General features: G+C 33.7%; 22 protein-coding genes. 7 read left to right on the forward strand and 15 right to left on the reverse strand.

What is annotated here, in order from left to right; genetic code table 11:
• Positions 1-89: 89 nt before the first annotated feature.
• From J7E44_RS13510 to J7E44_RS13535, 6 genes are all read right to left on the reverse strand, one after another.
• A complete protein-coding gene (locus J7E44_RS13510; RefSeq protein ID WP_214830674.1) occupies positions 90-1,325 on the reverse strand; it encodes an MFS transporter in 1,236 nt (411 codons plus the stop codon).
• A gap of 92 nt (positions 1,326-1,417) precedes the next feature.
• Positions 1,418-1,780: a hypothetical protein gene (locus tag J7E44_RS13515; protein WP_214830676.1), complete on the reverse strand. Its 363-nt coding sequence runs from the start codon at positions 1,778-1,780 to the stop codon at positions 1,418-1,420.
• A gap of 69 nt (positions 1,781-1,849) precedes the next feature.
• Positions 1,850-3,349, reverse strand: coding sequence for a GH3 auxin-responsive promoter family protein (locus tag J7E44_RS13520; RefSeq protein ID WP_214830678.1), 1,500 nt, complete (start codon positions 3,347-3,349; stop codon positions 1,850-1,852).
• Between the two features lie 127 nt (positions 3,350-3,476).
• The gene (locus J7E44_RS13525) at positions 3,477-3,773 is read right to left on the reverse strand and encodes a hypothetical protein (RefSeq protein WP_214830680.1); all 297 of its coding nucleotides are present in this window, start codon (positions 3,771-3,773) and stop codon (positions 3,477-3,479) included.
• Between the two features lie 180 nt (positions 3,774-3,953).
• Positions 3,954-4,349, reverse strand: a complete 396-nt coding sequence (locus tag J7E44_RS13530; protein WP_214830682.1) for a hypothetical protein — start codon at positions 4,347-4,349, stop codon at positions 3,954-3,956.
• Between the two features lie 196 nt (positions 4,350-4,545).
• Positions 4,546-6,381 carry a T9SS type A sorting domain-containing protein gene (locus tag J7E44_RS13535; RefSeq protein WP_214830684.1) on the reverse strand — a complete coding sequence of 612 codons (1,836 nt, stop codon included), beginning with the start codon at positions 6,379-6,381 and terminating at the stop codon, positions 4,546-4,548.
• Between the two features lie 198 nt (positions 6,382-6,579).
• Between J7E44_RS13535 and mfd the strand changes: the two genes are divergently transcribed.
• The 6 genes from mfd (at position 6,580) to pth (ending at position 14,332) form a co-directional block, all read left to right on the forward strand.
• Positions 6,580-9,942, forward strand: a complete 3,363-nt coding sequence (gene mfd, locus J7E44_RS13540; RefSeq protein WP_214830686.1) for a transcription-repair coupling factor — start codon at positions 6,580-6,582, stop codon at positions 9,940-9,942.
• Between the two features lie 138 nt (positions 9,943-10,080).
• The gene (locus tag J7E44_RS13545) at positions 10,081-10,902 is read left to right on the forward strand and encodes a hypothetical protein (RefSeq protein ID WP_214830687.1); all 822 of its coding nucleotides are present in this window, start codon (positions 10,081-10,083) and stop codon (positions 10,900-10,902) included.
• A gap of 3 nt (positions 10,903-10,905) precedes the next feature.
• The gene (locus J7E44_RS13550) at positions 10,906-11,721 is read left to right on the forward strand and encodes a hypothetical protein (protein WP_214830689.1); all 816 of its coding nucleotides are present in this window, start codon (positions 10,906-10,908) and stop codon (positions 11,719-11,721) included.
• Between the two features lie 3 nt (positions 11,722-11,724).
• The gene (locus J7E44_RS13555) at positions 11,725-12,468 is read left to right on the forward strand and encodes a hypothetical protein (protein ID WP_214830691.1); all 744 of its coding nucleotides are present in this window, start codon (positions 11,725-11,727) and stop codon (positions 12,466-12,468) included.
• Positions 12,469-12,755: 287 nt separating this feature from the next.
• The gene (locus J7E44_RS13560; protein WP_214830693.1) at positions 12,756-13,682 is read left to right on the forward strand and encodes a hypothetical protein; all 927 of its coding nucleotides are present in this window, start codon (positions 12,756-12,758) and stop codon (positions 13,680-13,682) included.
• An 86-nt stretch (positions 13,683-13,768) separates the two neighbouring features.
• Entirely contained in the window at positions 13,769-14,332 is a 564-nt protein-coding gene (gene pth, locus J7E44_RS13565) for an aminoacyl-tRNA hydrolase (RefSeq protein WP_214830707.1), read from the forward strand.
• Positions 14,333-14,483: 151 nt separating this feature from the next.
• Here pth and J7E44_RS13570 read toward each other — a convergent pair whose 3' ends face one another.
• The 7 genes from J7E44_RS13570 to J7E44_RS13600 all read right to left on the reverse strand — a co-directional run bounded on the left by J7E44_RS13570 (position 14,484) and on the right by J7E44_RS13600 (position 20,531).
• Positions 14,484-15,119: a carbonic anhydrase gene (locus J7E44_RS13570; RefSeq protein ID WP_214830709.1), complete on the reverse strand. Its 636-nt coding sequence runs from the start codon at positions 15,117-15,119 to the stop codon at positions 14,484-14,486.
• Positions 15,120-15,173: 54 nt separating this feature from the next.
• Positions 15,174-16,766 (reverse strand): SulP family inorganic anion transporter, encoded by a 1,593-nt coding sequence (locus J7E44_RS13575; protein WP_214830711.1) that lies wholly within the window; start codon positions 16,764-16,766, stop codon positions 15,174-15,176.
• A gap of 141 nt (positions 16,767-16,907) precedes the next feature.
• On the reverse strand, positions 16,908-17,207 hold the full coding sequence (locus tag J7E44_RS13580; protein ID WP_214830713.1) for a hypothetical protein: 300 nt from the start codon (positions 17,205-17,207) through the stop codon (positions 16,908-16,910).
• A gap of 23 nt (positions 17,208-17,230) precedes the next feature.
• Positions 17,231-17,899, reverse strand: coding sequence for a carbonic anhydrase (locus J7E44_RS13585; RefSeq protein ID WP_214830715.1), 669 nt, complete (start codon positions 17,897-17,899; stop codon positions 17,231-17,233).
• Positions 17,900-18,230: 331 nt separating this feature from the next.
• Positions 18,231-18,788, reverse strand: coding sequence for a serine O-acetyltransferase (locus tag J7E44_RS13590; RefSeq protein WP_214830717.1), 558 nt, complete (start codon positions 18,786-18,788; stop codon positions 18,231-18,233).
• 37 nt (positions 18,789-18,825) lie between these two features.
• Complete coding sequence (locus J7E44_RS13595; protein WP_214830719.1) at positions 18,826-20,019, reverse strand: glycosyltransferase; 1,194 nt, start codon at positions 20,017-20,019, stop codon at positions 18,826-18,828.
• Positions 19,974-20,531: an acyltransferase gene (locus tag J7E44_RS13600; RefSeq protein ID WP_214830721.1), complete on the reverse strand. Its 558-nt coding sequence runs from the start codon at positions 20,529-20,531 to the stop codon at positions 19,974-19,976. The genes J7E44_RS13595 and J7E44_RS13600 overlap by 46 nt, the downstream gene beginning before the upstream one ends.
• A 58-nt stretch (positions 20,532-20,589) precedes the next feature.
• Between J7E44_RS13600 and J7E44_RS13605 the strand changes: the two genes are divergently transcribed.
• Positions 20,590-20,820 carry an acyl carrier protein gene (locus J7E44_RS13605; protein WP_214830723.1) on the forward strand — a complete coding sequence of 77 codons (231 nt, stop codon included), beginning with the start codon at positions 20,590-20,592 and terminating at the stop codon, positions 20,818-20,820.
• Here the strand turns inward: J7E44_RS13605 and J7E44_RS13610 are convergent.
• On the reverse strand, positions 20,817-21,455 hold the full coding sequence (locus J7E44_RS13610; protein ID WP_214830724.1) for a GNAT family N-acetyltransferase: 639 nt from the start codon (positions 21,453-21,455) through the stop codon (positions 20,817-20,819). The genes J7E44_RS13605 and J7E44_RS13610 overlap by 4 nt on opposite strands.
• On the reverse strand, positions 21,452-22,891 hold the full coding sequence (locus tag J7E44_RS13615) for an AMP-binding protein (protein ID WP_214830726.1): 1,440 nt from the start codon (positions 22,889-22,891) through the stop codon (positions 21,452-21,454). Before J7E44_RS13615 ends, J7E44_RS13610 begins: the two co-directional genes overlap by 4 nt.
• Positions 22,892-22,937: the final 46 nt, after the last annotated feature.

Consider the following 22,937-nt stretch of genomic DNA (forward strand, 5'->3'; position numbering starts at 1 on the left):
AAGGGGGGATTTTATACGACAAATATAAAAAATTATTAATCTTCAATTAATGTTTTTAAGATTTATTTAATAGAACGGTAAATATGTGTTTAATATTGCATTTTTCTTAGTTTAGAATTGGTGCTTCCTACAATTAATGCAATAAGTACGGTCATTGTTCCGCCAAATACGACCGAACGGACTACCCCAAGGAGCTTTGCGGATAATCCACTTTCAAATTGCCCCATTTCATTACTAGACATAATAAAGATAGAATTTACGCTCAGAACGCGTCCCCTGATGTGATCTGGTGTTTTTAATTGTACAATAGTGCCTCGTATGACAACTGAAATTCCATCCAACATCCCACTTAACACCAAAAACATAAATGATAACCAGTATATGTTTGATAATCCAAACCCTATTATGCAAAGTCCAAATCCTGTAACCACAGCAAGAAGTATTTTCCCTTGGTTCTTTCTTAACGGAATGATTGATAAAGTAGTAATAATACACATAGAGCCGATGTCTGATGCGGCATTTAATAAACCAAATCCTTCTGCGCCTACTTTTAATATATCGGTAGCATACACCGGAATCATAGCTACAGCACCACCAAAAAGGACAGCAAACATATCTAAACACAGTGCTCCCAAAATTTCTTTGGTCTTGAATATGTACGAAATACCTTCGCGCATGCTTTCTATAACATTTACACTGTCTTTTTTATATTCAGAATGTTGTTTTTTAAGTTGCCAGAAAAAGAGAGATGCTGTGAAAATTAATAAGATAATAACTACTAATGTCCATTTTACGCCAAAAAAGCCTATCAAAATACCTCCGGCTGCATGTCCACACACTGAAGATATCAGAAATGTAGCCTGGTTGAGAGTTACTGCATTAGGTAGATTTTCTTTTTTTACAATTTTTGGGATCATCGATGGAACGATTGGGCCAATAAAAGTTCTTGCGATTCCTGTAAAAAAAATCACACTATAAATAAAATAGGTGATCTGATGGCCTGTAAAATGCATTTCAACATCAAAAAAAGCAGGAATAAGAAGCAAGCCTATGAGGAATATATAGGCATAATTGCAAATTAATAAAAGCCTTTTTTTCTCATTCATATCAATTACATGTCCTGCATATAATGCGCAGCTAACAGCTGGTATGACCTCTGAAAGACCTATTAATCCTATTGAAAATGGATCTTTTGTTAATTGATATACCCACCATCCAAGTAAGGTAGCAAGCATTCTGAAGGCTAAAACGATAAAAAATCTTCCCGTAAGAAGATTTCTAAATTCAATATTTTGTAGTGTTTTTAACGGAGTAAAGGAAATCATACGCAAAAATAGCTCTAAATATTTATTTAGAGCTATTAGCTTATTGATTTTTCAAATGATAAATCAAATGTATTTTGAAAGATAAAATCTATTTAATCTGCTCTTGAAGCACTTACTACGATAGCAGCAGCGGCGGCAGCACCGATTATAACGGCACCTCCAGCTACTCTTGCTCTTGATCTGTCCTTAACCGCAGCAACATTGGCCTTAGGAATAATTACCTCTGTACTGTCTTTTTTTCCGGCAGTTCCTACAATATTATCACCCTGTATATTACGAAATAACATTTTTTGTTTTTTAGAACCGTCTTTCATAGTGACAATGTACATTCTTCCTGCTTCTAGATTGGAGTAATTATTTTTCGAAACATCTTCACTGTATTTTGTAGTAGCACATGAAGAGATAAAAAATAAAGATGTCAGTAAAGATGATTTTAAAAGTACAGATGCTTTCATTATTTTTATTTAGTTTTTCAAATTTATAATTTTTTTTGAATATATGTTTTTGGAATTGAAAAAATATGATTAAAATTTGTAGATTTCTAATAAATCGGCAATTTTTCTATCATTTGCTAATCTTGGAGTCTTATTCTGGCCGCCAAGTTTTCCCTGAGATTTGGCATATTCCTGAAAAGCATTTTTTCTCAATGGACTGATGTGAAGCCTTTGTAAGATATTTCCTGAAATAAGATCGTCATAATAAGTGTTTCTTTTTCTTAGTTGATCATCCAGTTCGTTTTTGAAAATTTGTAAATCCCCAGGCTCTCTTTCAAATTCAATAAACCATTCGTGATAGGGAAGTCCCTCTTCCGGATTTACTTGTGGGGCGAGATGAAATTCTATAATTTGAGCAGGGTATTTTTCTAAAGTGGCTTTTATGGCCGCTTCTACTTCAAATGCAATTACATGTTCCCCGAAAGCAGAGGTGAAGTGTTTGGTTCTTCCGCTTACTAAAATCCGATAAGGTTTTTTATCAATAAACCGGACTACATCCCCAATGGAGTAAGCCCATAGTCCTGAATTGGTTGTTAAAATTAGTGCATAATCTTTATTCAGTTCAACGTCTTTTAAGGTAAGCCTTCTTGCGTTAGGTTTTCCATATTCCTCTAAAGGAATGAACTCATAAAAGATACCATGATTTGTTAAAAGAAGAAGTCCTTCTTTCTTGTGGTCGTCCTGGAAAGCAAAAAAACCTTCAGAAGCTGGAAAAGTTTGAATAATATCAACATCTCCTCCTAGAAGATCTTCCATTTTATCGCGGTATGGTTCATAGTTAACACCACCAGTAACAATAAGTTGAAGATTAGGAAAAAGTTGTTTAATCTTTTTTCCGTGTTTCTCAGTTAGCTTTTCGAAATACATGATCAGCCACGGTGGGATTCCGGAAATTAAGGTCATGTTTTCTTTTTCAGTTTCTTCAATGATTTTATCAACCTTGGTTTCCCAATCATCTATAATATTAGTTTCCCAGCTTGGAAGACGATTCTTTTGAAGGTAGTTAGGAATATGGTGGGCTATAATTCCTGAAAGACGTCCTGTCTTTATTCCATAAACTTCTTCAAGCACGGGGCTTCCTTGCAGGAAGATCATCTTTCCTTTAACGAAATCAGCATTTTCTTTTTGAGCAATGTAATGAAATAGTGCGCTTTGTGCACCCGCTATTTGGAAAGGCATGGCCTCTTTAGAAATAGGAATATATTTTGATCCTGAAGTTGTTCCCGAGGTTTTTGCAAAATATTCTGGAGTGTCGGTCCAGAGAATATTAGCCTGCCCTTTTTTTACTCTTTCGATATAGGGCTTTAGATCTTCATAGTCAGCAATAGAAACTTTTTCCTGAAAATCTTTTATAGAATGAATGTTCTCAAAATCATGTTCCCTTCCAAAAAGAGTTTTTTTTGCAGTCGTGATCAAAGATAGAAGTAATTTCTCCTGATCTCTTTCAGGATTTCTCTTGAATTCTTCGGCTTTTTGAACATGTTTTTTTGCCCAGGCCAGCGCTATATTTTTCTTAAGGAAGCTTAACATGGTTCAAATTTATAAATAACTAAAGAATTTGAGGGTATTTTAATGAAATTTGAAAATAAAAAAAACCGATGATGAGTTCATCGGTTCTTCGAAATTTGATTATGAAAATAACAACTATATGTTGAGTTTATTTATTGGCTTTGTACCTTTTGTCGGGTGTGCCGTCTTTTTTTAAATGTTTGTTTTCTTTGTATCGTTTATCTGGAGTTCCATCCTTTTTCATTTTCATTCCGTCTTTAGAGGTAGAAGTCGCAGCTGGCTTAGTCATTTTAGCTTCAGTTGTTTTTGAAGTTTTTGGAGCTTCTTGACTAACTTTAACAGTACTAACCGGAGCTGTTTTTGTTGCAGTTGCTGGAGTAGTTTGCTGAGCAGTAGCAAGGCCTAGCCCTAAGACCAGTGACATTGCCGTTAATAATTTTTTCATAGGGATTATATTATTTTGGTTTTGTTAAGTAAAGGTATGCAAAAAACAGGCTGAAAAAACTAGCTTCCAGAAACTTAACTAAAGTTTATTACAGATTAAAAAAACATTAAAGCTCATTGTAATACACGAAAAAACCCGCTTCTGGAATAGAAACGGGCTCGGTAAATAAGTGTGATATTTTTATCGTGTACAATTAGCTGTCCACGTTTTACCATCTTTAATAAAGAGTATTTTCAATTCGTTGTTATCTATTCTTATATAAGATGTTCCTGTTGAGCCTATCATCACCAATGTATGATCTCCTTTTTGTTCAAATTCAATTCCATTGAGATCCGGAATACTATTTGAGAATGCAAAATTATATTTTGTGCCACTTGCGATTTTTGTAACGAATACGCTCCCATCGTTAGTGTTAATGTTGGTAGAACCTCCATCATTGTAAGAAACAGTTCCTTTATAAGTACCTGCAAAGAAGTCATTGTTAACTGGGTCATCATCATCACTACATGAAGATATTGTAATGACAGTACAAAATATCAACATGAAAATTCCTAAAATTTTAATTGCTTTTTTCATAATACGATCTTTAATGTTTGGTAATGATCAAATTGCCAAACATTATGCCACGTCATAAAAAAGGCTTTTTTTTAACTTTTGTTTTAAAAAATTTAATAAATATTGTGAAATGTTTATTGTTTTTAATTGTTTTTTGTGTTTGAATTAAAATCAAGGGTATTTGTTTTTGGATTTAGAGCAGAATGAGGTTTTAGTTTTATTTTTTAACCACCATTTTAAAGCTTTTCTGGAAATCTCCAGAATTTCTTGTAATGCTTATTATATAGGTTCCGTTCTCGAGTTTGTTCTGAAGTACAAATTTCTGTTCATTGTTTTTTTGCATGTTTTCCTCATAGATGAGTTTTCCTGAAATATCATATAGACTAATTTTGTAGTTTTCTTTTTCAAGGATGTTGCCCTTGAGAGTAAAGTTTCCATTGTTTGGATTATTGTAAAGTGCCAGATCATTGAATTGTGAGGTTTCAGAGGTGCTTAATGTTTTTATATCAAACTTTGTTAGAAAAGTTACATTTTTCTCTTGACCTACCACTGTTGGGTTTGGATCGATAATCTGAGATTGCCAGCAGCCTTCACTTGTATATCCGGTTTGTGCCGTAGTTTCTCCATAAAGATATAACGCACTTTTGTGGATCGCTATATTGAGAGGTTCGTTTAGTCTTTCACTACTTCCACCATAATATGAGCTCCACTGAAGAGAGCCACTTGAATTAAATTTTGCGAAAAATCGGTTTACCGAATTGCTGTTATTTTGCTGAGGGCTCTGTTGATAAACATTAGGGGTTGATATATTACTTCCTCCTCCATAAGTCAAACCACAGACGTAGATATCATTTCCTGTAATTGCAAGGGGCTTTTGAGATCCTTGAGAGGTTTCGTTGCCCGTTCCGCCCATGTAGGTGCTCCAGATTCTGTTTCCGGAATGATCAAATTTACTAAGAAAGATGTCTGAATTTCCGGCCATTTGGGGTTGGTAACTTCCAGGAGTACCATAATAATTGTTACTATTCGTAGCTGGATCAGATGATAGATAGTCTCTTCCTGCAATATATAAACCAGTGTCGTTGACTTCAAAATTGGTCATTCCATTATTTCCGAATCCTACTCCATAATAGGTCCCCCAATCTCTGGTTCCTGTATTCGCATTCATCTTCATAATTGCTCCTGTTGATTTTAATGTTTGAAAAGCACCTGGTGATGGAATTGAAATTTGATTAGATGCAAATTCTTGACTTACCATCATATATAGGCCGTTGTTATGATATTGGATTGCAGAACCATAACCTGGATAATAGGTTCCCCATATTCTTTGTCCACTGGGATTTAGCTTTATTAGATATCCGTTAGGTATTTGGGCTCCACCTATAGTCATTACCTGGTAATTTTCCTGAAAGACTCCCGGAGTTGCTATGTCCTGTGCTGAATATGTGAGTCCTGAAACATAAACATTTTGAGAGTCGTCAGTTGTAATTCTTGCTAATGATGGAAGATATGTAGCCCATATTAATGTATTGTTTGCTGATAATTTTGCAAGAATTACAGAAGGATACGCTGATGTGGCAGGCATCCATACACCGGGAGTTACTGATACCGGGAGATTGCCGCCGGAATGATACTGATAGTATTTGTTATCTTGTGAATCAATATACATAAGTTCCTTATGGAAAGTGCCTGGAATATTTTGATGAAATTGATCATACTCATAAAATGAGAGGTTTCCTGCAGAAGTAAACTTTGCATTGTACAGTGACTGAGGATAAGGGCCTGAGCCAAATGAATAGGGTTGACCATTGCCTATGCTAAATTGTTGATAATAGGGGGTGTTATAGCTGATGATTCCTGTGACTAATCCTTTTACATAAATATTATCCTGAGAGTCAAAAAGTATAGGTTTAGTGTCGAATAATGCAGTCCATGACCTTCCACCCACGGGTCCGAAATAGGTTCCCCAAGACCTTGAATACTCAAAACCACTTTGAGCCATAGTGAGATTTAAAAGGAAGATGCTTAATAAAAATAGTAATTTTTTAGTCATATTATATTTTGTTTGATGTTATGTTGTTAAAAATACATAATTAATTCTAAAAATTTAATAAATTTATTTTGTTTGTGAGTTTTATTTGTGGTTTTCGAAAATGATAAAGTCGCAAAATGTTGTCTTTTCATTATCTTTGCATACTAAACGGTTTCGGAAAAGTTCTGAAATCGATTTTGGCGTTTATATCTATATACTATGCAGTTAAAGACCATCAAAGAAAAATTTCTTCCCGATTTATTGCAAAAGGAGTTTGGAAAAGAAATTTTCACCCAACTTGAGACTCATCAGCATATTTCTGTAAAAGGAAGTGCAGGATCTTCAACTTCTGTTTTTATAGCTGAGCTTTTCCTTACGCAAAAGAAGAATATTCTTTATCTCATAGATGATAAGGAGGATGCTCTTTATGCCAATACGGAAATGGAAGATTTGTTGGGTAAGGATAAAGTTCTTTATTTTCCAGCTACCCATCTTGAACCCTATCAGGTTGAGAAAACTCAAAATGCAAATCTGGTTTTAAGAACTGAGGTTTTAAATAAAATAAACTCCGGCAAATCTCCAAGAGTAATTGTTGCTTATATTGGAGCCTTGTCAGAAAAAGTTATTAAGAAAGAAGATTTTAAAGCGATTTCGCACCAGATAAAAGTAGGCGATCAATTGGATTTTGACTTTGTTGATGAATTGCTGTCTCATTATCAGTTTCAGCAGGCGGATTTCGTTTCCGAACCTGGAGAATTTTCTGTTCGTGGCGGGATTGTAGATGTCTTCTCTTATTCTAATGAAAGACCTTATAGAATAACTTTCTTTGGAAATGAAGTGGAAAACATCAAGACTTTTGATATTGAAACACAGCTTTCAGTTGATAAAGTAAAGGAGTTTCAATTGGTTTCAAATATGAATTTTTCAGTTTCAGGAAGTAGAGTTTCCTTGCTCCAGCTCCTGCCAGATGAAAGTTTTGTGATTTCTAGAAATGGAGTTGTAGGATTACAAAAGCTTAAATCTTTTTATGAGAAATCGCTCGAGAAATATAAAACATTAAGTAAAGATATTGCTCATAGAACGCCTCAGGAATTGTTTATTTCTGATCAGGAGTTTTTATTTGATTATAAAAAATTTAAAACAATTGATTTCAGTAGTATCGGGATTGAGGGTGTGAAAACTTTTGATATCAGTATTGAACAAACTTCGCAGCCTTCTTTTCATAAGAATTTTGAATTGCTTATTCAGGATCTTGAAGAAAAGCAAAGTGAGGGTTTTGATACCTGGATCTCTTTCTCAACAGAAAAACAAAAAGAAAGACTGGAGTCAATTTTTGAAGAGTTGGAACATGAAACAATTTTCAAAAGTTTTAAATCTGAACTTCACGAAGGCTTCGTAGATAATAATCATAAGATTTCTGTGTATACCGACCATCAGATTTTTGATAGGTATCAAAGGTATAAGGCCAAAAATACCTTTGCAAAATCCGAACAACTCACTTTAAAGGATTTAATGTCTTTAAAAATAGGGGATTATATTGCACATATCGACCATGGAATTGGTAAGTTCATGGGATTGGTGAAGGTAAATAATGATGGAAAAATTCAGGAATGTTTTAAGTTAACGTACAAAAATGGAGATCTATTATATGTAAGTATTCATTCATTACATAAAATATCCAAATATAACGGACCGGATGGGAAAGAAGTAGTTTTAAGTAAATTAGGTTCACCGGCGTGGAAATCTTTAAAACAGAAAACGAAAGCGAAAGTAAAACAAATTGCTTTTGATCTGATCAGACTGTATGCGCAGAGAAAGACAGCTCAGGGTTTTGCATATACTCCCGATTCCTATCTGCAAAATGAACTGGAAGCCAGTTTTATTTATGAAGATACTCCAGATCAGGAAAAAGCAACTCTAGATGTGAAAGCAGATATGGAGGCCAGTACGGTAATGGATCGTCTGGTATGTGGAGATGTAGGTTTTGGTAAAACAGAAGTTGCTATCCGGGCGGCTTTTAAGGCCGCAACAGATGGAAAACAGGTCGCGGTTTTAGTTCCTACTACAATTCTTGCATTTCAGCATTTCAGAAGTTTTAAAGAAAGACTGAAAGATTTTCCGGTAACCGTTTCATATGTTAACAGATTCAGAACGGCAAAACAAAAATCGGAGACTTTGGAGGGGTTGAAAAATGGGAAAGTTGATATTATTATTGGTACCCATCAATTGGCAAGCAATAGCGTAAAATTTAAAGATCTTGGGTTGTTGATCATTGATGAGGAGCATAAATTTGGAGTTTCTGTTAAGGATAAACTAAAGACACTTAAAAGTAATGTTGACACCTTGACATTAACTGCGACGCCTATTCCAAGGACATTGCAGTTTTCTCTGATGGCAGCAAGAGATTTATCAGTTATTAAAACGCCACCGCCAAATAGACAACCTGTAGATACTCAGATTATTGGCTTTAATGAGGAGATTCTTCGAGATGCTGTTTCGTATGAATTGCAAAGAGATGGACAGGTTTATTTTATCAATAACAGGATTGAAAACCTGAAAGATATAGCAGGATTGATCCAAAGATTGGTTCCTGATGCAAGAGTAATCACCGGACACGGCCAGATGGAAGGAAAGCAGTTGGAAAAAAATGTTCTGGATTTTATGGAAGGGAAATATGACGTTTTGGTTTCTACAACAATTATTGAAAGTGGAGTGGATGTTCCCAATGCGAATACAATTTTCATCAATGATGCCCACAGATTTGGTATGGCCGATCTTCATCAGATGCGAGGAAGAGTGGGACGAAGTAACAGGAAGGCTTTCTGTTATCTGATCACTCCGCCGTATGATATGATGACTTCCGATGCAAGAAAGAGACTGGAAGCTATAGAGCAGTTTTCAGATTTAGGAAGTGGTTTTCAAATTGCAATGAAGGATCTTGAGATCCGTGGAGCCGGAGACTTGTTAGGAGCTGAGCAAAGTGGCTTTATTAATGAAATGGGGTTTGAGACCTATCAGAAATTAATGCAGGAAGCTTTAGAGGAATTAAAGGATGACGAAGATTTTGAAAATTTATTTGAAAATGAAGAAGATAGACAAAAGCTTTTTAAATCTGTAAAAGAAGTCAATATTGATACTGATTTGGAGCTGATGCTTCCTGATTTTTATATTTCAAATACCGAAGAAAGATTATTGCTGTATCAAAAGATTGCTGAAATTGATAATGAAAAAGATCTTCAAAAGTTTGAATCAGAGCTTATTGATCGATTTGGAAATTTACCAAAAGAAGCTATTAATCTCTTAAAAAGCGTTTCTCTGAAATGGCTGGCAGCTGACATTGGTTTTGAAAAGATCGTGATGAAAAACGGGGTCTTTTTAGGATATTTTCCAAGCAACCCTCAAGATAAATTTTATCAGACGGATAAGTTTAAACATATTATAAATTATTTAACTCAAAACCCATCAGAAGCTCAGCTTAAAGAAAAAATAGGAAAAGAAGGAAATAACCTGATGATGCGAAAAGATAAGGTGAAAAATGTAGATGAAGTAAATATTTTACTTAAATCAATATTGGAGTTATAGCTCGGTTCTCCCCTGTATTAAAGATAATTCTACTTTTTTGTATGAAGAATTCTAATACCCTATAGTTATATTTCTATGGTACAAATAATTAAATAATAGAGTTTTACATTAAAAATATGTATCTTTGCGGCGCTTATTATGAAAAAAACTATCTATTATTGCATAACAGTGTTTTGCTCTGTTTATGCGCACGCACAGGTGGGAATTGACACAAATGTCCCTAATTCGACTCTCGATGTTAACGGGAAAACCACTCTAAGAAAAGAATTAAGAGTAGGAGGTACTCCAGCTCTTATAGGAAATGCCGGACTAAACGGTCAAGTTTTAGTTTCGCAGGGGGAAAATCTACCTCCGGTTTGGAAATCAATCAATGTATCCTTTATGGAAGAAGGACAGTACAAGCTGATTAATTCGTATTTGTCACTGGATCAAAAAGGTGTTACCACTTTATCCAATGGTGTGGCAGGTGATAACATTTTCACAAATACTGTGGGAGATGATATTACGGATACGGGTAAAGGTAAATGGGTTAAGATTGAAGGTCTTGAAAACAATTTCACGGTAAAAAATCCAAGAAACAGAATTACCTATCAGTTTCAGACAGGAATTGAAATGAAAGCTCCTGCAGCTACCACTTCACAAAATATAAGCTTTACATGCGGAGTTTTTAGAGGAGGTAAACTTGTTGCTGTTCGTCCTGACAAAGTTTCTTCAACAAATAATACCGCTAAAGGAGGGTTTCAGGATTATATCTTCACGCTTAATTATACTGAACAAAATGTTCCTTTAGGGCCTCAGAAAATTGAAGTAGCTTGTAGGAAAATTACAACGTCTGATGTTAATAGCCAATTTTCGATTGGACGTAACATCTCGAATACCAATACAGTTTCCAATGCATTTACTTTGGAATCAGATCTAAAGATCGACATTATTGAATATGTAACCTACAAAGCCAATTAATTCATGAAAAATATATTATCAATCCTATTTTTATCAATAGGGCTATCTCTTTCTGCGCAGATAGGAATAAAAACAGTAACACCTAAAGCGAAATTAGATGTAAATGGAGATGTTAATCTTCGTAAAAAACTGGTTGTTTTAAATACAACAGACAATAGTCTCGTTCAGGGAACTAATGGGCAAATATTAGTTTCACAAGGAGAAAATTATCCTCCAATATGGAAAACCCTTAGAATCCCTGAATATGAACCTAATCAATTTTATCTGATATTTAATAACTCCTTCTCAGATCGAACTGGAGTTACTTTCACTGGATCTGAAGAGTCTACTACTGGTAGTACCAGATCCACAAGCTTTACAAAAGGAGGTGATTTTAGTACTTTTACGAATTTTAAAAAAATCACTTCTCTATCACAACCTTTTCAGGTAAATAGTACAGATAGTAAAACTTATTTTCAGTTTGAAACAGTAGTTCATACGAATTTTCCAGCAGGTGGTGCAACAGATACTTCAATTGACTATGCCTGTGGGATTTTTGTCGATAACAAATTGGTAAATCTTAGACAAGGAAATATTAAGGCAAGTAGTGCAAGTAATACTTTCTTAACTCATAACCAAATTGGAATTGCTCAAAATCTTACGAAAGGTACACACACTGTTAGTGTCGCTTGTTCAAGATTACAATCTTATAATACAAGTAATATAACTTTAGGAATAGGAATTAACGTAGCAACTAACATTGATAGCTTTATTGCTCAATCTTCTTTGAAGGTTGATGTATATGAGATTCCTCAGGTATTTAACACAATTTTAAACTAGATCATGAAAAAAATATTTTTAGTAACACTACTATTGGCTATTGGTTTATCTAATGCTCAGGTGGGTATAAATACAACGACCCCTGTAAATACACTTGATATTAATGGAGATTTAAATGTAAATAAGGAACTAAGAACAGGCGGAACCGATGCTGTAAAAGGTAGTGCAGGGAATGCCGGAGAGATTTTTCACAATAATTCCGATTTATTAAGTAATGACTGGAAAAGTATAAAAATTGCCGACGGGCAAGGAAGTATGGCCCTGTTTTCTATAAATACTGTTTCTGATAAGGTTGGTGCAACTTTTTCAGGGGCTAATGGATCAACAGCACCCTATACTGAAAATGTTGCTTTAGATGCGACATGGACTGTTTTAGCAGGAGCAGTTGATACCTTTTCTATAACTAATGCAACGAATAAGGTGGTATTTACTTTTCAGACCACTACTCAAAAAACAACTAATGCAAATGCATCAATAAGTTATGCATGTGGTATCTTTGTTGATAATGCTCTTAAGGCTGTAAGAACGGATGTTTTAGTAGGTGGTGACGGGACAAATAAGATTTTTAATCTTAATGCAACCCTCACAAATCTTACTCCTAAAAATAATTACAGTGTAAAAGCTGCCTGTACAAAGAGAAACCTTAATGCAGGAACTTTAGGAACAGGAAAAGCTGTAAATACTGCTTTCTTAAATGATGATATGGCTCAGTCAGTATTGACGACTCAAGTATTACAACCGTATTAATTTTGATAATATTAAATAAAAAATCTAAAAGATATTTCTTTTAGATTTTTTTATGTTTTAATGAGGGTAGATTTTATTAAATTCCTAAATTACAGTTACCGGCATCAAAAGATTGATTCGTGGATTTATTATGGGTGTTTATAACTAAACTTATTCTTTATCAATATATTTATAATGCAGTATAGTGCCTTTATTTAATTGCTAGTTTTATTATAATATGAATAAATATATACTTTTTATTTAAAAAAAAATTATATTTGTGGAAAAATAAATAATCCCCCTTGGAAATGAAACAACTTTTCTATTTTATTTTACTGTTTGCTGGTTTTTCTTCCATTCATTCTTGTAAAGATCTGACTGATGAAGATGGTAACCCACTTATCGATATGCATAACAATCCTGGATTAACAGGACCAAGAGCACTATATAGAGAGATTACAGATGCTGATACTATTGCAGAATATCATTATAACGGATTGCTTTTATCCAGAGTTCTTACAAAAGGAGCTTCTGTTACTGATGTACAGTTTAGTGGAAACAATTTAAGTAACGTTAATTTCAATGGATTTGTTGATTCTGATAATGACGGGACTTTAGATGTGGATAGTACATCATATACACAAATGTTTACTTATGGTAATAACGGAAGATTGACAACTATTTCTGAGAAACGAACTGTATATGACAGAACTCCGGGCGTACCGCCAGGAACTCCTCCGGGACCCTGGACCGTTTTAAGAAAGACAAAAACTATTTATGATCTTGTCTATAGCCCAACAACAAGTAAATTGGCGAAGATTACGATGAGAACAGGTGAGGATGTAAATCCTTTTGATTATACGAACTATTCTGAAACAACTTATGAATATTTAGGAGATAACGTATCTAAAGTTGTAAGACAATATGGGCCTATGGCTGGTGGTGTATTTGGTGCGCCTACTGCTAAGCTTGGCTATGACTATTCCAATTTTGATAATCAGATTAGTGGATATACACTTCTTCCGTTTGCGTATAAAATATCAGTTATTTTATCTACTGAGATCAATGATAGAAGAAGTTTGATACTTTCGCCGAACAGTCCCAAAAGAATGGCAATTACGGATCTTACAACTCCTATTCCAGTGCCGGCTATTTTTAGTACAGATTATCATTATGATCCTCAAACTTACGTAACAAAAGGATTTGGAATAAACTATGTTTATAAACCTTTATAATAATTCTATAAACAATATATAAACTCAATTCTTTATCGGATTGGGTTTTTTTATTTTTTATCTCTTAATTTTGCAAAAAATTTCAAATGAAATATTTAATAGTAGGTCTGGGAAATAAAGGCCCTGAATATGAAAATACACGTCATAATATAGGTTTTAAAGTTGCGGAAAAGATAGCTGAAACTCTTGATGCTTCTTTTAATACTACGAATTTTGGGTGGATGGCAGAAGGAAAATATAAAGGAAGAAAAGTACTGGTGTTAAAGCCGGATACCTACATGAATCTTTCCGGGAATGCCGTTAAATACTGGATGCAGAAAGAAAATATTCCTCTTGAAAATGTATTGATAGTGACCGATGATTTGGTGCTGCCTTTTGGAACACTGAGGATGAAAATGAAGGGTTCTGATGCAGGGCATAATGGGCTTAAAAATATTAATGAAGTGTTACAGACTCAAAATTATGCTAGACTTCGTTTTGGGATCTCTGCAGATTTTTCAGAAGGCAGGCAGGTTGATTATGTACTGGGTACCTGGAATGAAGAGGAGAGAGAGAAGCTTCCGGAGAGAATTGATAAATTTTCTAAAGCATGTCTGTCATTTGTATTTGCCGGAATTAATAATACAATGTCAGCTTTCAACGCAAAATAATTATCGTTTAAGATATAGAAAGAATTAATAAAAAAGACCATCGTTTACGATGGTCTTTTGTTATGCATTTAAAATTAATTCCCAATCAATTTATCTAAACATATTTTATAGACCTGATTTTTTTGGGAGCTGAAATATGAATTTTCATATCTTATAACCAGCTAACAACACCTGTTTCAACATCATAGTTAGCTCCAATGATTTTGATCTTACCTTGGTCTTCAAGATTTTTAAGTGTTGAACTCTGTTTGCGGATATCCTCGATCGCATTTTTTACGTTCTGCTGATTTAATCTTTCCAAAAGCGAACTGTTCTTTGAAGAACGTTCCTCATTTTCTTCTATCACTTCATTAATGATCGGGTCAAAATGATTGATCAGATAGTTTAAGTTATCCATTCCCATTCCTTCTATTTGTGCAGCATCCAGTCCACCTTTTAAAGCGCCACATTTAGTGTGGCCTAAAACTACAATGAGCTTAGAGCCTGCAACATTGCAGCCAAATTCCATTGAGCCAAGAATGTCCTGATTGATAAAATTACCGGCAATTCTGATGCTGAAAACATCTCCCAGTCCCTGATCGAAGATAAGCTCTGCAGATGTACGGCTGTCTATACAGCTTAAAACCACTGCAAAAGGCCATTGTCCTTCACGCGTGGCATTTACCTGTTCCAGAAGATCCCTGTTTGCTTTGAGATTGTTTACAAATCTTTGGTTTCCTTCTTTTAAAAAGTCTAATGCTTTTTCAGGAGTAATCGTCGACTGAGTTTCGTATGTATGTGCTTTCATTTAATTTCGTTGTTTTTTGAATTTTTAGTTAAAAAATAATTGATGTTAAAGAGTTTACATGGCTCTTTTATGAGTAATTACGATATGAGAATCTTCATCTTTTTCGTAATCTCGATATGATGTTTTGAAACCTAAAAGTTCCACAGTGATATCTTCTTCTTTCGCCCGGATATTAGCGAAATCCTGAATCATTTCCAAAACATCTGTTGCTATATAAGAAGTTCCTCTTGCATCAATAATTACTGATGAATTTGGCTTTATGTTTTTTAGTGTTTTTTTGATAGCCGCCTTGTTCAAAAAGGATACTTCTTCAGCAAGCTTTATTGTAATTTCGTCTGCATCATCCAGCTTTTCTCTACTTAGATAATAAGCACGTTTCATATTTCCCTGCAGGATATAGAAAACAGAGATAGCTAAACCAATTCCTACACCTTTAAGTAAATCCGTTGCAACCACTGCTGCCACTGTTGCTACAAATGGAATAAATTGAAATTTTCCTAAATGCCAGAAATGTTTAAAAGTAGCAGGTTTCGCTAATTTATATCCTACCAAAATTAATACAGCAGCTAAAGTAGCTAAAGGTATTAAATTTAATAGAAATGGTATAGAAAGCACACAAACCAAAAGTAGTACACCATGAATCATTGCTGAAACTTTAGATGTTGCTCCTGCATTTGCGTTTGCAGAACTTCTTACAACAACAGAAGTCATCGGAAGTCCACCAATGAATGAACTGATAAGGTTTCCGATTCCCTGTGCTTTTAGCTCTAAATTAGTGTCAGTAATCCTTCTTTGTTTATCTAATCTGTCTGATGCTTCAATACATAGCAATGTTTCAATGGAGGCTACAATAGCAATAGTTGCTCCAACAATCCAAACTTTAGGATTTGTGAACCCGGTAAAATCAGGTAATATGATAAGGTTTTTAAAATCATCAATAGTTTTTGGAACAGGCAGGGAAACTAAATGTTCAGTTTTTATAGCCAATGCGCTTCCAGTCATTTTGAAGACCTCATTCAATAAGATACCTGTTACTACAGCAACCAAAGCTCCAGGAAGCATTTTCATTCTTTTCAATACAGGAACTTTATCCCAAAGTAAAAGGAGCCCAACAGAAACTAATGTCACAATGATAGCTCCAGGATGAATTGCTCCAAACAATTCTGTGAAATAATTGAAGTTTAAACCCTTGTCAAAGATTGATTCATGGCCTTCATAATCCTTATCAAATCCAAGTGCATGCGGGATCTGCTTTAAGATGATGATGATTCCAATTGCAGCTAGCATTCCTTCAATAACATTGTTGGGGAAATAATTCGAGATACTGCCGGCTCTTATGAATCCTAAAACCAATTGAATGATACCTGCAATAATGCCTGCACAAAGAAATAGTTCGAATGCACTCAGATCAGTAATAGCAGTTAAAACAATAGCTGTTAAGCCTGCAGCAGGACCAGAAACCGAAATATTCGAATTACTCATAGCGCCTACAACTAGACCACCTACAATACCTGATATAATACCAGATAAGGGTGGTGCTCCTGATGCCAAGGCAATTCCCAGACATAATGGAAGTGCCACTAAAAATACAACGAGTCCTGAAGGGAAATTCTCCTTGATTCCTCCTAATAATGATGTTTTTTTCATGATTCTTTTCGAAAAATACTATAATATAACTGACTGAATTATTCTTGAATAATCAGTTATAAAAGATTGGAATTTTAATTTTAAAGCAAGTGTATTCAATATCAAATTGATATGAATAATTTATTACGGAGTTATTTAAAATTAGGCTTCCGGAGGCGGAGAAAATATAGTAAGTAAGGGAGATAGGTGAAAGGAATCATCTATCAGAACAAAAGATCTTTCTTTTGGATCAGATTCAAAAAACTTTAGATAATCAAAAACATCCAAAGTTTTTGGAAGTGTCTTTTCATAAACAGTAAAAGAAGAAGGATGAGAGTGTGGTTCTTCTTCATTAATTATTATATTGGTTCTCAGTAGATCCCAACCTGCAATTACAGCAATGCTTGGCAACGCTGTAAAGTTTAGGAAAACCGTTAATACAATAATACTCCAGAATTTCATTTCACACTCTTTTTTTTGAAAAACTAAGTTGTTTTTCTATTCATAACCCAAGCCGATTCCGTAAGATTATAGATTTTCTGAATGTCTTTCAAAACTTTTTCGAAATCAATATCTAAATCAATAATTTTACCGGTTCTAAGGTCGAAAACCCAGCCATGCACGACAGGATACTCTTCTAAGATGTATCTTTCCTGTACACATGCCATTTTAATTACGTTGATACACTGCTCGAGAACATTAAGTTCCACTAACCTGTCATAACGTTTACCTTCATCTTGAATAGAATCCAGTTCAGCTTGATGCAATCTGTAAACATCACGAATATTTCTCAACCATGGATTTAGCAATCCTAAGTCTTGAGGGGTCATCGCTGCTTTTACACCACCGCAATTGTAATGTCCACAAACAATAATGTGTTTTACTTTCAAATGTTCCACAGCATACTGAATAACTGCTGTTGAACTCATATCTAAAGTATTAACTACATTGGCAATGTTTCTGTGAACAAAAACTTCTCCCGGTTTAGCACCCATTAATTCTTCAGCTGTAGCTCTACTATCTGAACATCCGATATATAGATAGTCAGGATGCTGAGTTTTAGCTAATTCTTCAAAATAATGTGGGTCTTCTGAAATTTTTGATTCTACCCATTTTTTGTTGTTCTCGAAAATAACTTCGTACGATTGGGACATAAAATAAATTTTTTAAAGTTTATAATTATTTATTTCGTTTAAATTATTTTCAAATCCAATAGACTAAATCAATAATCATGCAAAAATATAATTTTTGACGAAAAGTAAATCTCTTTTAACAAAGTTTAATATTAAAATATGTTTAAAATCATACATTAATACCCAAAATTAGTCAAATACTGCCATAAATTATATTGAATCCTTTTCATGTCAATAATTTAAACGTTCTTAAATTAAGATAAAAGTACAAACAATTAGGTACAATGAAATAGTTAGGAAATTAAAATATTCTTAAAAGCGAAAAAATAAGGATCGGATAGGGGCTTCTTTTTTAGACTTTATTATTGATATAGCCCTCAGTAGCATCTTCCCTTGGATAAATTTTCCCCGGATTGCCTACTACCACAGAATTAGAAGGGACATCGAAATTTACATATGAGTTGGGAGCAATTAAAACGTTGTTTCCAATAGTTATACCTCCGACAATTACAGCGTTGGCGCCAATCCATACCTCATTTCCAATGACAGGAATTCCTGTGTTCTTTCCCCGGTTTTGCTGACCAATAGTAACACCTTGGGCAATATTACAATTGTTGCCGATTTTTGTATTTGGATTGATGACCAGACTTCCCCAATGCCCAAGATAAAAGCCTTCTCCAATCTGAGTTTCAGGGTAGATCTGAAAGCCATATTTAATCTGATGATGTCTTAATACAAATCTCCAGAATAATCCAGGAACAGACTTCTTCTGATGTTGCTGAGATTTTCTTAGAATATAAATAAAATGAAGGTTGGGGTTTACACATTTTGCCCAGATTTCAAATTTTGAAAGCCATTTTCCATTTTCTCTATAAAAATCTTTTTGAATAGTGGTGTGTTTTTCTGGCATAATAGCAGTCTGTGTAAGTTGTAAATGATAAAGTTAATTATAATTCGTCTAAAATATCAGTTATTTTATTAACAGAGTTTTCGAGATTAAAGGGCATCTTATACTCATTTAGTTTTTCAGAATAATGCAGAAATGTCTCAGGATGCAGTAAAGCCTGTTTCATCCCAAAATAAATTCCGTCTTCTGAATTTTCCACAATTAAGCCCAACTCTCCGTTATTTAACATTTCTCTTGCTCCAGATACCTCTGTGGTGATCATTTTCTTTTTTAACGTGATTGCTTCAAATAGAACGGTTGGAAAACCTTCATACCTGGAACTTAGAATATAAAAATCAGCATTTTTAAAATAAGGATAAGGATTATCTGTAAATCCTAACATAGTAGCAGTTTTATCAATATTAAGTTCAGATTTTAATTTTTTGATATTCTCAAAATCATAACCATCACCAATTATTAAAACTTTATGTTCTAAACCTTCATCAAGGATTTTTTTGTGAACCTTTAAAAGTCTGTCAAAGCCTTTTTGTGGAAATACAGTTCCTACCGAGACAAAAGTAGGAATAGATCCCTCAAAGCTATATTTTTGGACAGGCTTCTCAGCTTTAGTTAGGATTTCCTGAGTATCTAAAGGATTATAGATCCTAACAATTTTTCGTTTCTCAGATTCATTTTTAGCTAAACCGTAAAATAGTTTTTCAATTTTTTCTGAAATAACCAGGATCTTATCAAAACCAAAAAACTTTTTAATCTCATGATCATTGTATCCTTTTACTTCAGAGAGATCGTTATGAATCCAAACTATCTTTTTAGATGAAGTATGAGGGGAGTCTAAAATTTCATCACGCATCCCATGAATAGCAGCAAACTCAATATCATATTTTTTACCTTTTAATTTTCCACTATACAGAAGATCAGGAAATTTTTTCAGAAGCTTTTGGTAAATAACCCGTGTGATTTTTTTTGGAATATCCTGGATACGGTTCGTTGTAATCATTTCTCCCTTGTTAAGATAAATTACATTGATCCAGGTTGGAACTTCCTGTAAATATTTCCCGGAATATAAGTTTAAAAGAAGATCAATCTCATATCGATCCGGCGATAGGTTTTTCAGAAAAGTAACCAATACCTTTTCTGCACCTCCATGGCGGAGGGAACCAATTCGGATAAGTATTTTTTTCTTTGGCACTATTTCGTAGTTTTGAATTTTTGAGGTAAATTCAACTTCAGCCATTGATTAAGCTCTTTCCTGTTTTTTTCTAAATGAAGAGGATATTCAACTGTCGTTTTTTTCAATACATCAGCATAATCTTCTACTTCACAAATATACTTAGCTGGGTTTCCCGCATAGACAGTATGTTCCGGCATAGATTCGGAAAGAACCGAATTGGCACCAAGAACACAATTATTTCCTATTTCCACATTTTGTAATATGACGGAATTGCTGCCAATAGCACAATTTTCACCAACTTTTATCCATCCAAAATTTCTTACTTCCTCATAGCCTTTCAGCTTTCTTATATTTGTAGTAGCTCCGGAATGGGTTACAAAAGTTACTCCAGAAGCGATTCTTGTGTCTTGTCCAATCTCAACTAGAAATGGTTCAGAGCCAAAAGAAACATGATTTCTTACCACAACATTTTTGCCTAATTTTAAACCGTTATGGATGCATGTTTTAAGGTAAACAGAATGTTGGAAATCCTGAATTAAGGAAGATATTTTGTTAATAATTTTATATATCATCATAGTAAAAACAAAGTTAGAAATTATTTTATAAATTTGCCTGTCCAAATATTATAACACAATGAAGATCGAACATTTTTGTGAACTGCTTAAACAGGAACTTAACGAACAAACTATAATAACCTCAGATACTAATTTCAAAGAATTGGAAAGCTATGGATCTTTATCAGCTGTATTGGTAATGCAGTTGGTTGAAAATCAATTTGGGGTAAGTTTAAATCCAAGATCTTTCAGGAATATTAATACTATTGGAGACCTTACAGAAGCAATAGGAATAGAAAAGTTTGATTAATCTGTACATGTTTTTCGCAGGATTATCTTTTGAACACTAGGATAGATCTTATGATCTGAAGTATCGATATTAATAGTTTTATATTCTCTAAAACCAAATTTGGCGTAATATTTTATAAGATGCGGGCTGCTTTCCAATACATCTATATAAAGGTCGTTGGCTTGAGGTTCCATCTGTGAAATGACATGTTTTAATAAATATTCAGCGATGCCTCTATTTCTATAATCGTCATCTACAAAGACATATTGAATAAGATACTTGTTTTCGGAATATGTCTTGGTTTCAGGTAAATTTTTTACATTGTTAATAAACGAATTTAAATGCTCGCTTCTTAAATGGATAGGAAATAGTTCGCTTTTATTTTGGTAATAATTCTTATCTGTAAAAATAAGAGCGCAGCAGCCGGCAGCTTTTCCATCAACTTCTGCTATTATATAAGAATTTAAAGAAAGCTCTGTATCGAAATTTTCTTCATCTAAAAAAAATTGACTTAAATACTCCTTGGTGGTTGAGAGATCAGTTTCAAATAGATTACTATAAGTATCTGATAAAGATTTTGAATTAGTTTCAATAGCTAAAATTCCTTTTATAATCAAAGGGATGTCAGCTTTTATCGCTTTTCTTATACTAATCATAATTTATTTTTTAGTTCATTTCTATCTATCTTTCCTGAAGTGTTGATGGGAAACTTTTCTAGTTTGACAATTTTTGAAGGAATACAATATTCAGGAAGGTTATCTTTTAAATATGAAATAATTATTTCATCCTCTACATTCATATCATTAATAAAGAGGATAAGAAGATCATTATTGTTTTTATCTTTACAGATGAGAGCAACACTAATAGCATTATTTAGTTTTTGATTTGAAAAAAATTCAATTTCAGACAGTTCTACTCTAAAACCATTTATCTTAGCCTGGAAATCTATTCGGTTGAGATAAAAATAATCACCCTCAATATCCCTTAAGCACCAGTCTCCCGTTTTATAGAATATTTCGTTATCTTTTTCAACAAAAACCTCATTTGTTTTTTCTTCATTCTTCCAATAAGAGTGTGTAAGTAATTTTCCTGATAATAATAGTTCCCCTTCATTTGTTTCGTTATCAGAAAAAGTCATTGTTGTATTGACCATTGATTTTCCAATACTAATAATACCATTTTTCTCTTTTATAGGATCTTCTATTTTGTATTGAGTACAGAAAATGGTGTTTTCTGTTGGGCCATATACATTGTAGATATTTGCATTAGGAATAAAATCTTTCCAACCTTTAATTTGTTTTGTTAATAATGCTTCACCGCAGAATAAATTGAGTCTCAGACTTTCATTTTTTACTTCAGGATCTAAATAAGGAATAATTAAATTTAAAATGCTTGGAACCATAAGGGCTACAGTAATTTCATTAGCTTCCAGTAAATCGAGAATTTGTAAAAATTTAGTTTCTTTTTTATGAAGACCAATAACTGCAGCTCCATTTAGCCAGGGAATAAGATAGCTCATCACAGATAAGTCAAAAGTGAGCTCAAACATCTGCAAAACACGATCATTAGGATTTAAGTTTCCAAAAGTTGAATGAAAAGATTCAGAAAAATAATATAAGTTTGAAAATTGAATGGGAACTCCTTTGGGCTTTCCGGTACTACCTGATGTGAAAAGAATATAAGCATTGTTGTGAATGGATGAGTCAACAGGTAAAATAGCTTCTAAGGGGTAAACTTCCTTTGTGTCAATAATAGAAATTTGATAATTCGCCTCTATTTCTATGGAGGTTAAAATTACTTCAATATCAGCCTGCTGAATCACATCCAGGTTCTTATTAAAAGGAAATTCAGGATGAATCGGAACATAGGTTTTTCCTGTAAACCAAATGGCAAGTATTGAGGCATACATGTATACATCATCTGTAAGATAAATTCCTACATTTTGAGAATCGACTTTTTGTAATTGGATTCTGATTTGATGGGATAAATCTAAAATATCTCCATAAGTATGGGTTTGATCCTGAATACGTAGACAGGTCTTTGTATTATTTTGTAGAAAAGATTGGTATAAATTTTCAATAAAGGGATTCATCTTTTTAAATTTGTGTAGTATACTTTTGCTTACTTAATTTATGGAA

Origin of the sequence: Chryseobacterium sp. ISL-6 (assembly GCF_018613715.1) — a bacterium.
Taxonomy (GTDB): Bacteria; Bacteroidota; Bacteroidia; order Flavobacteriales; family Weeksellaceae; genus Chryseobacterium; species Chryseobacterium paludis.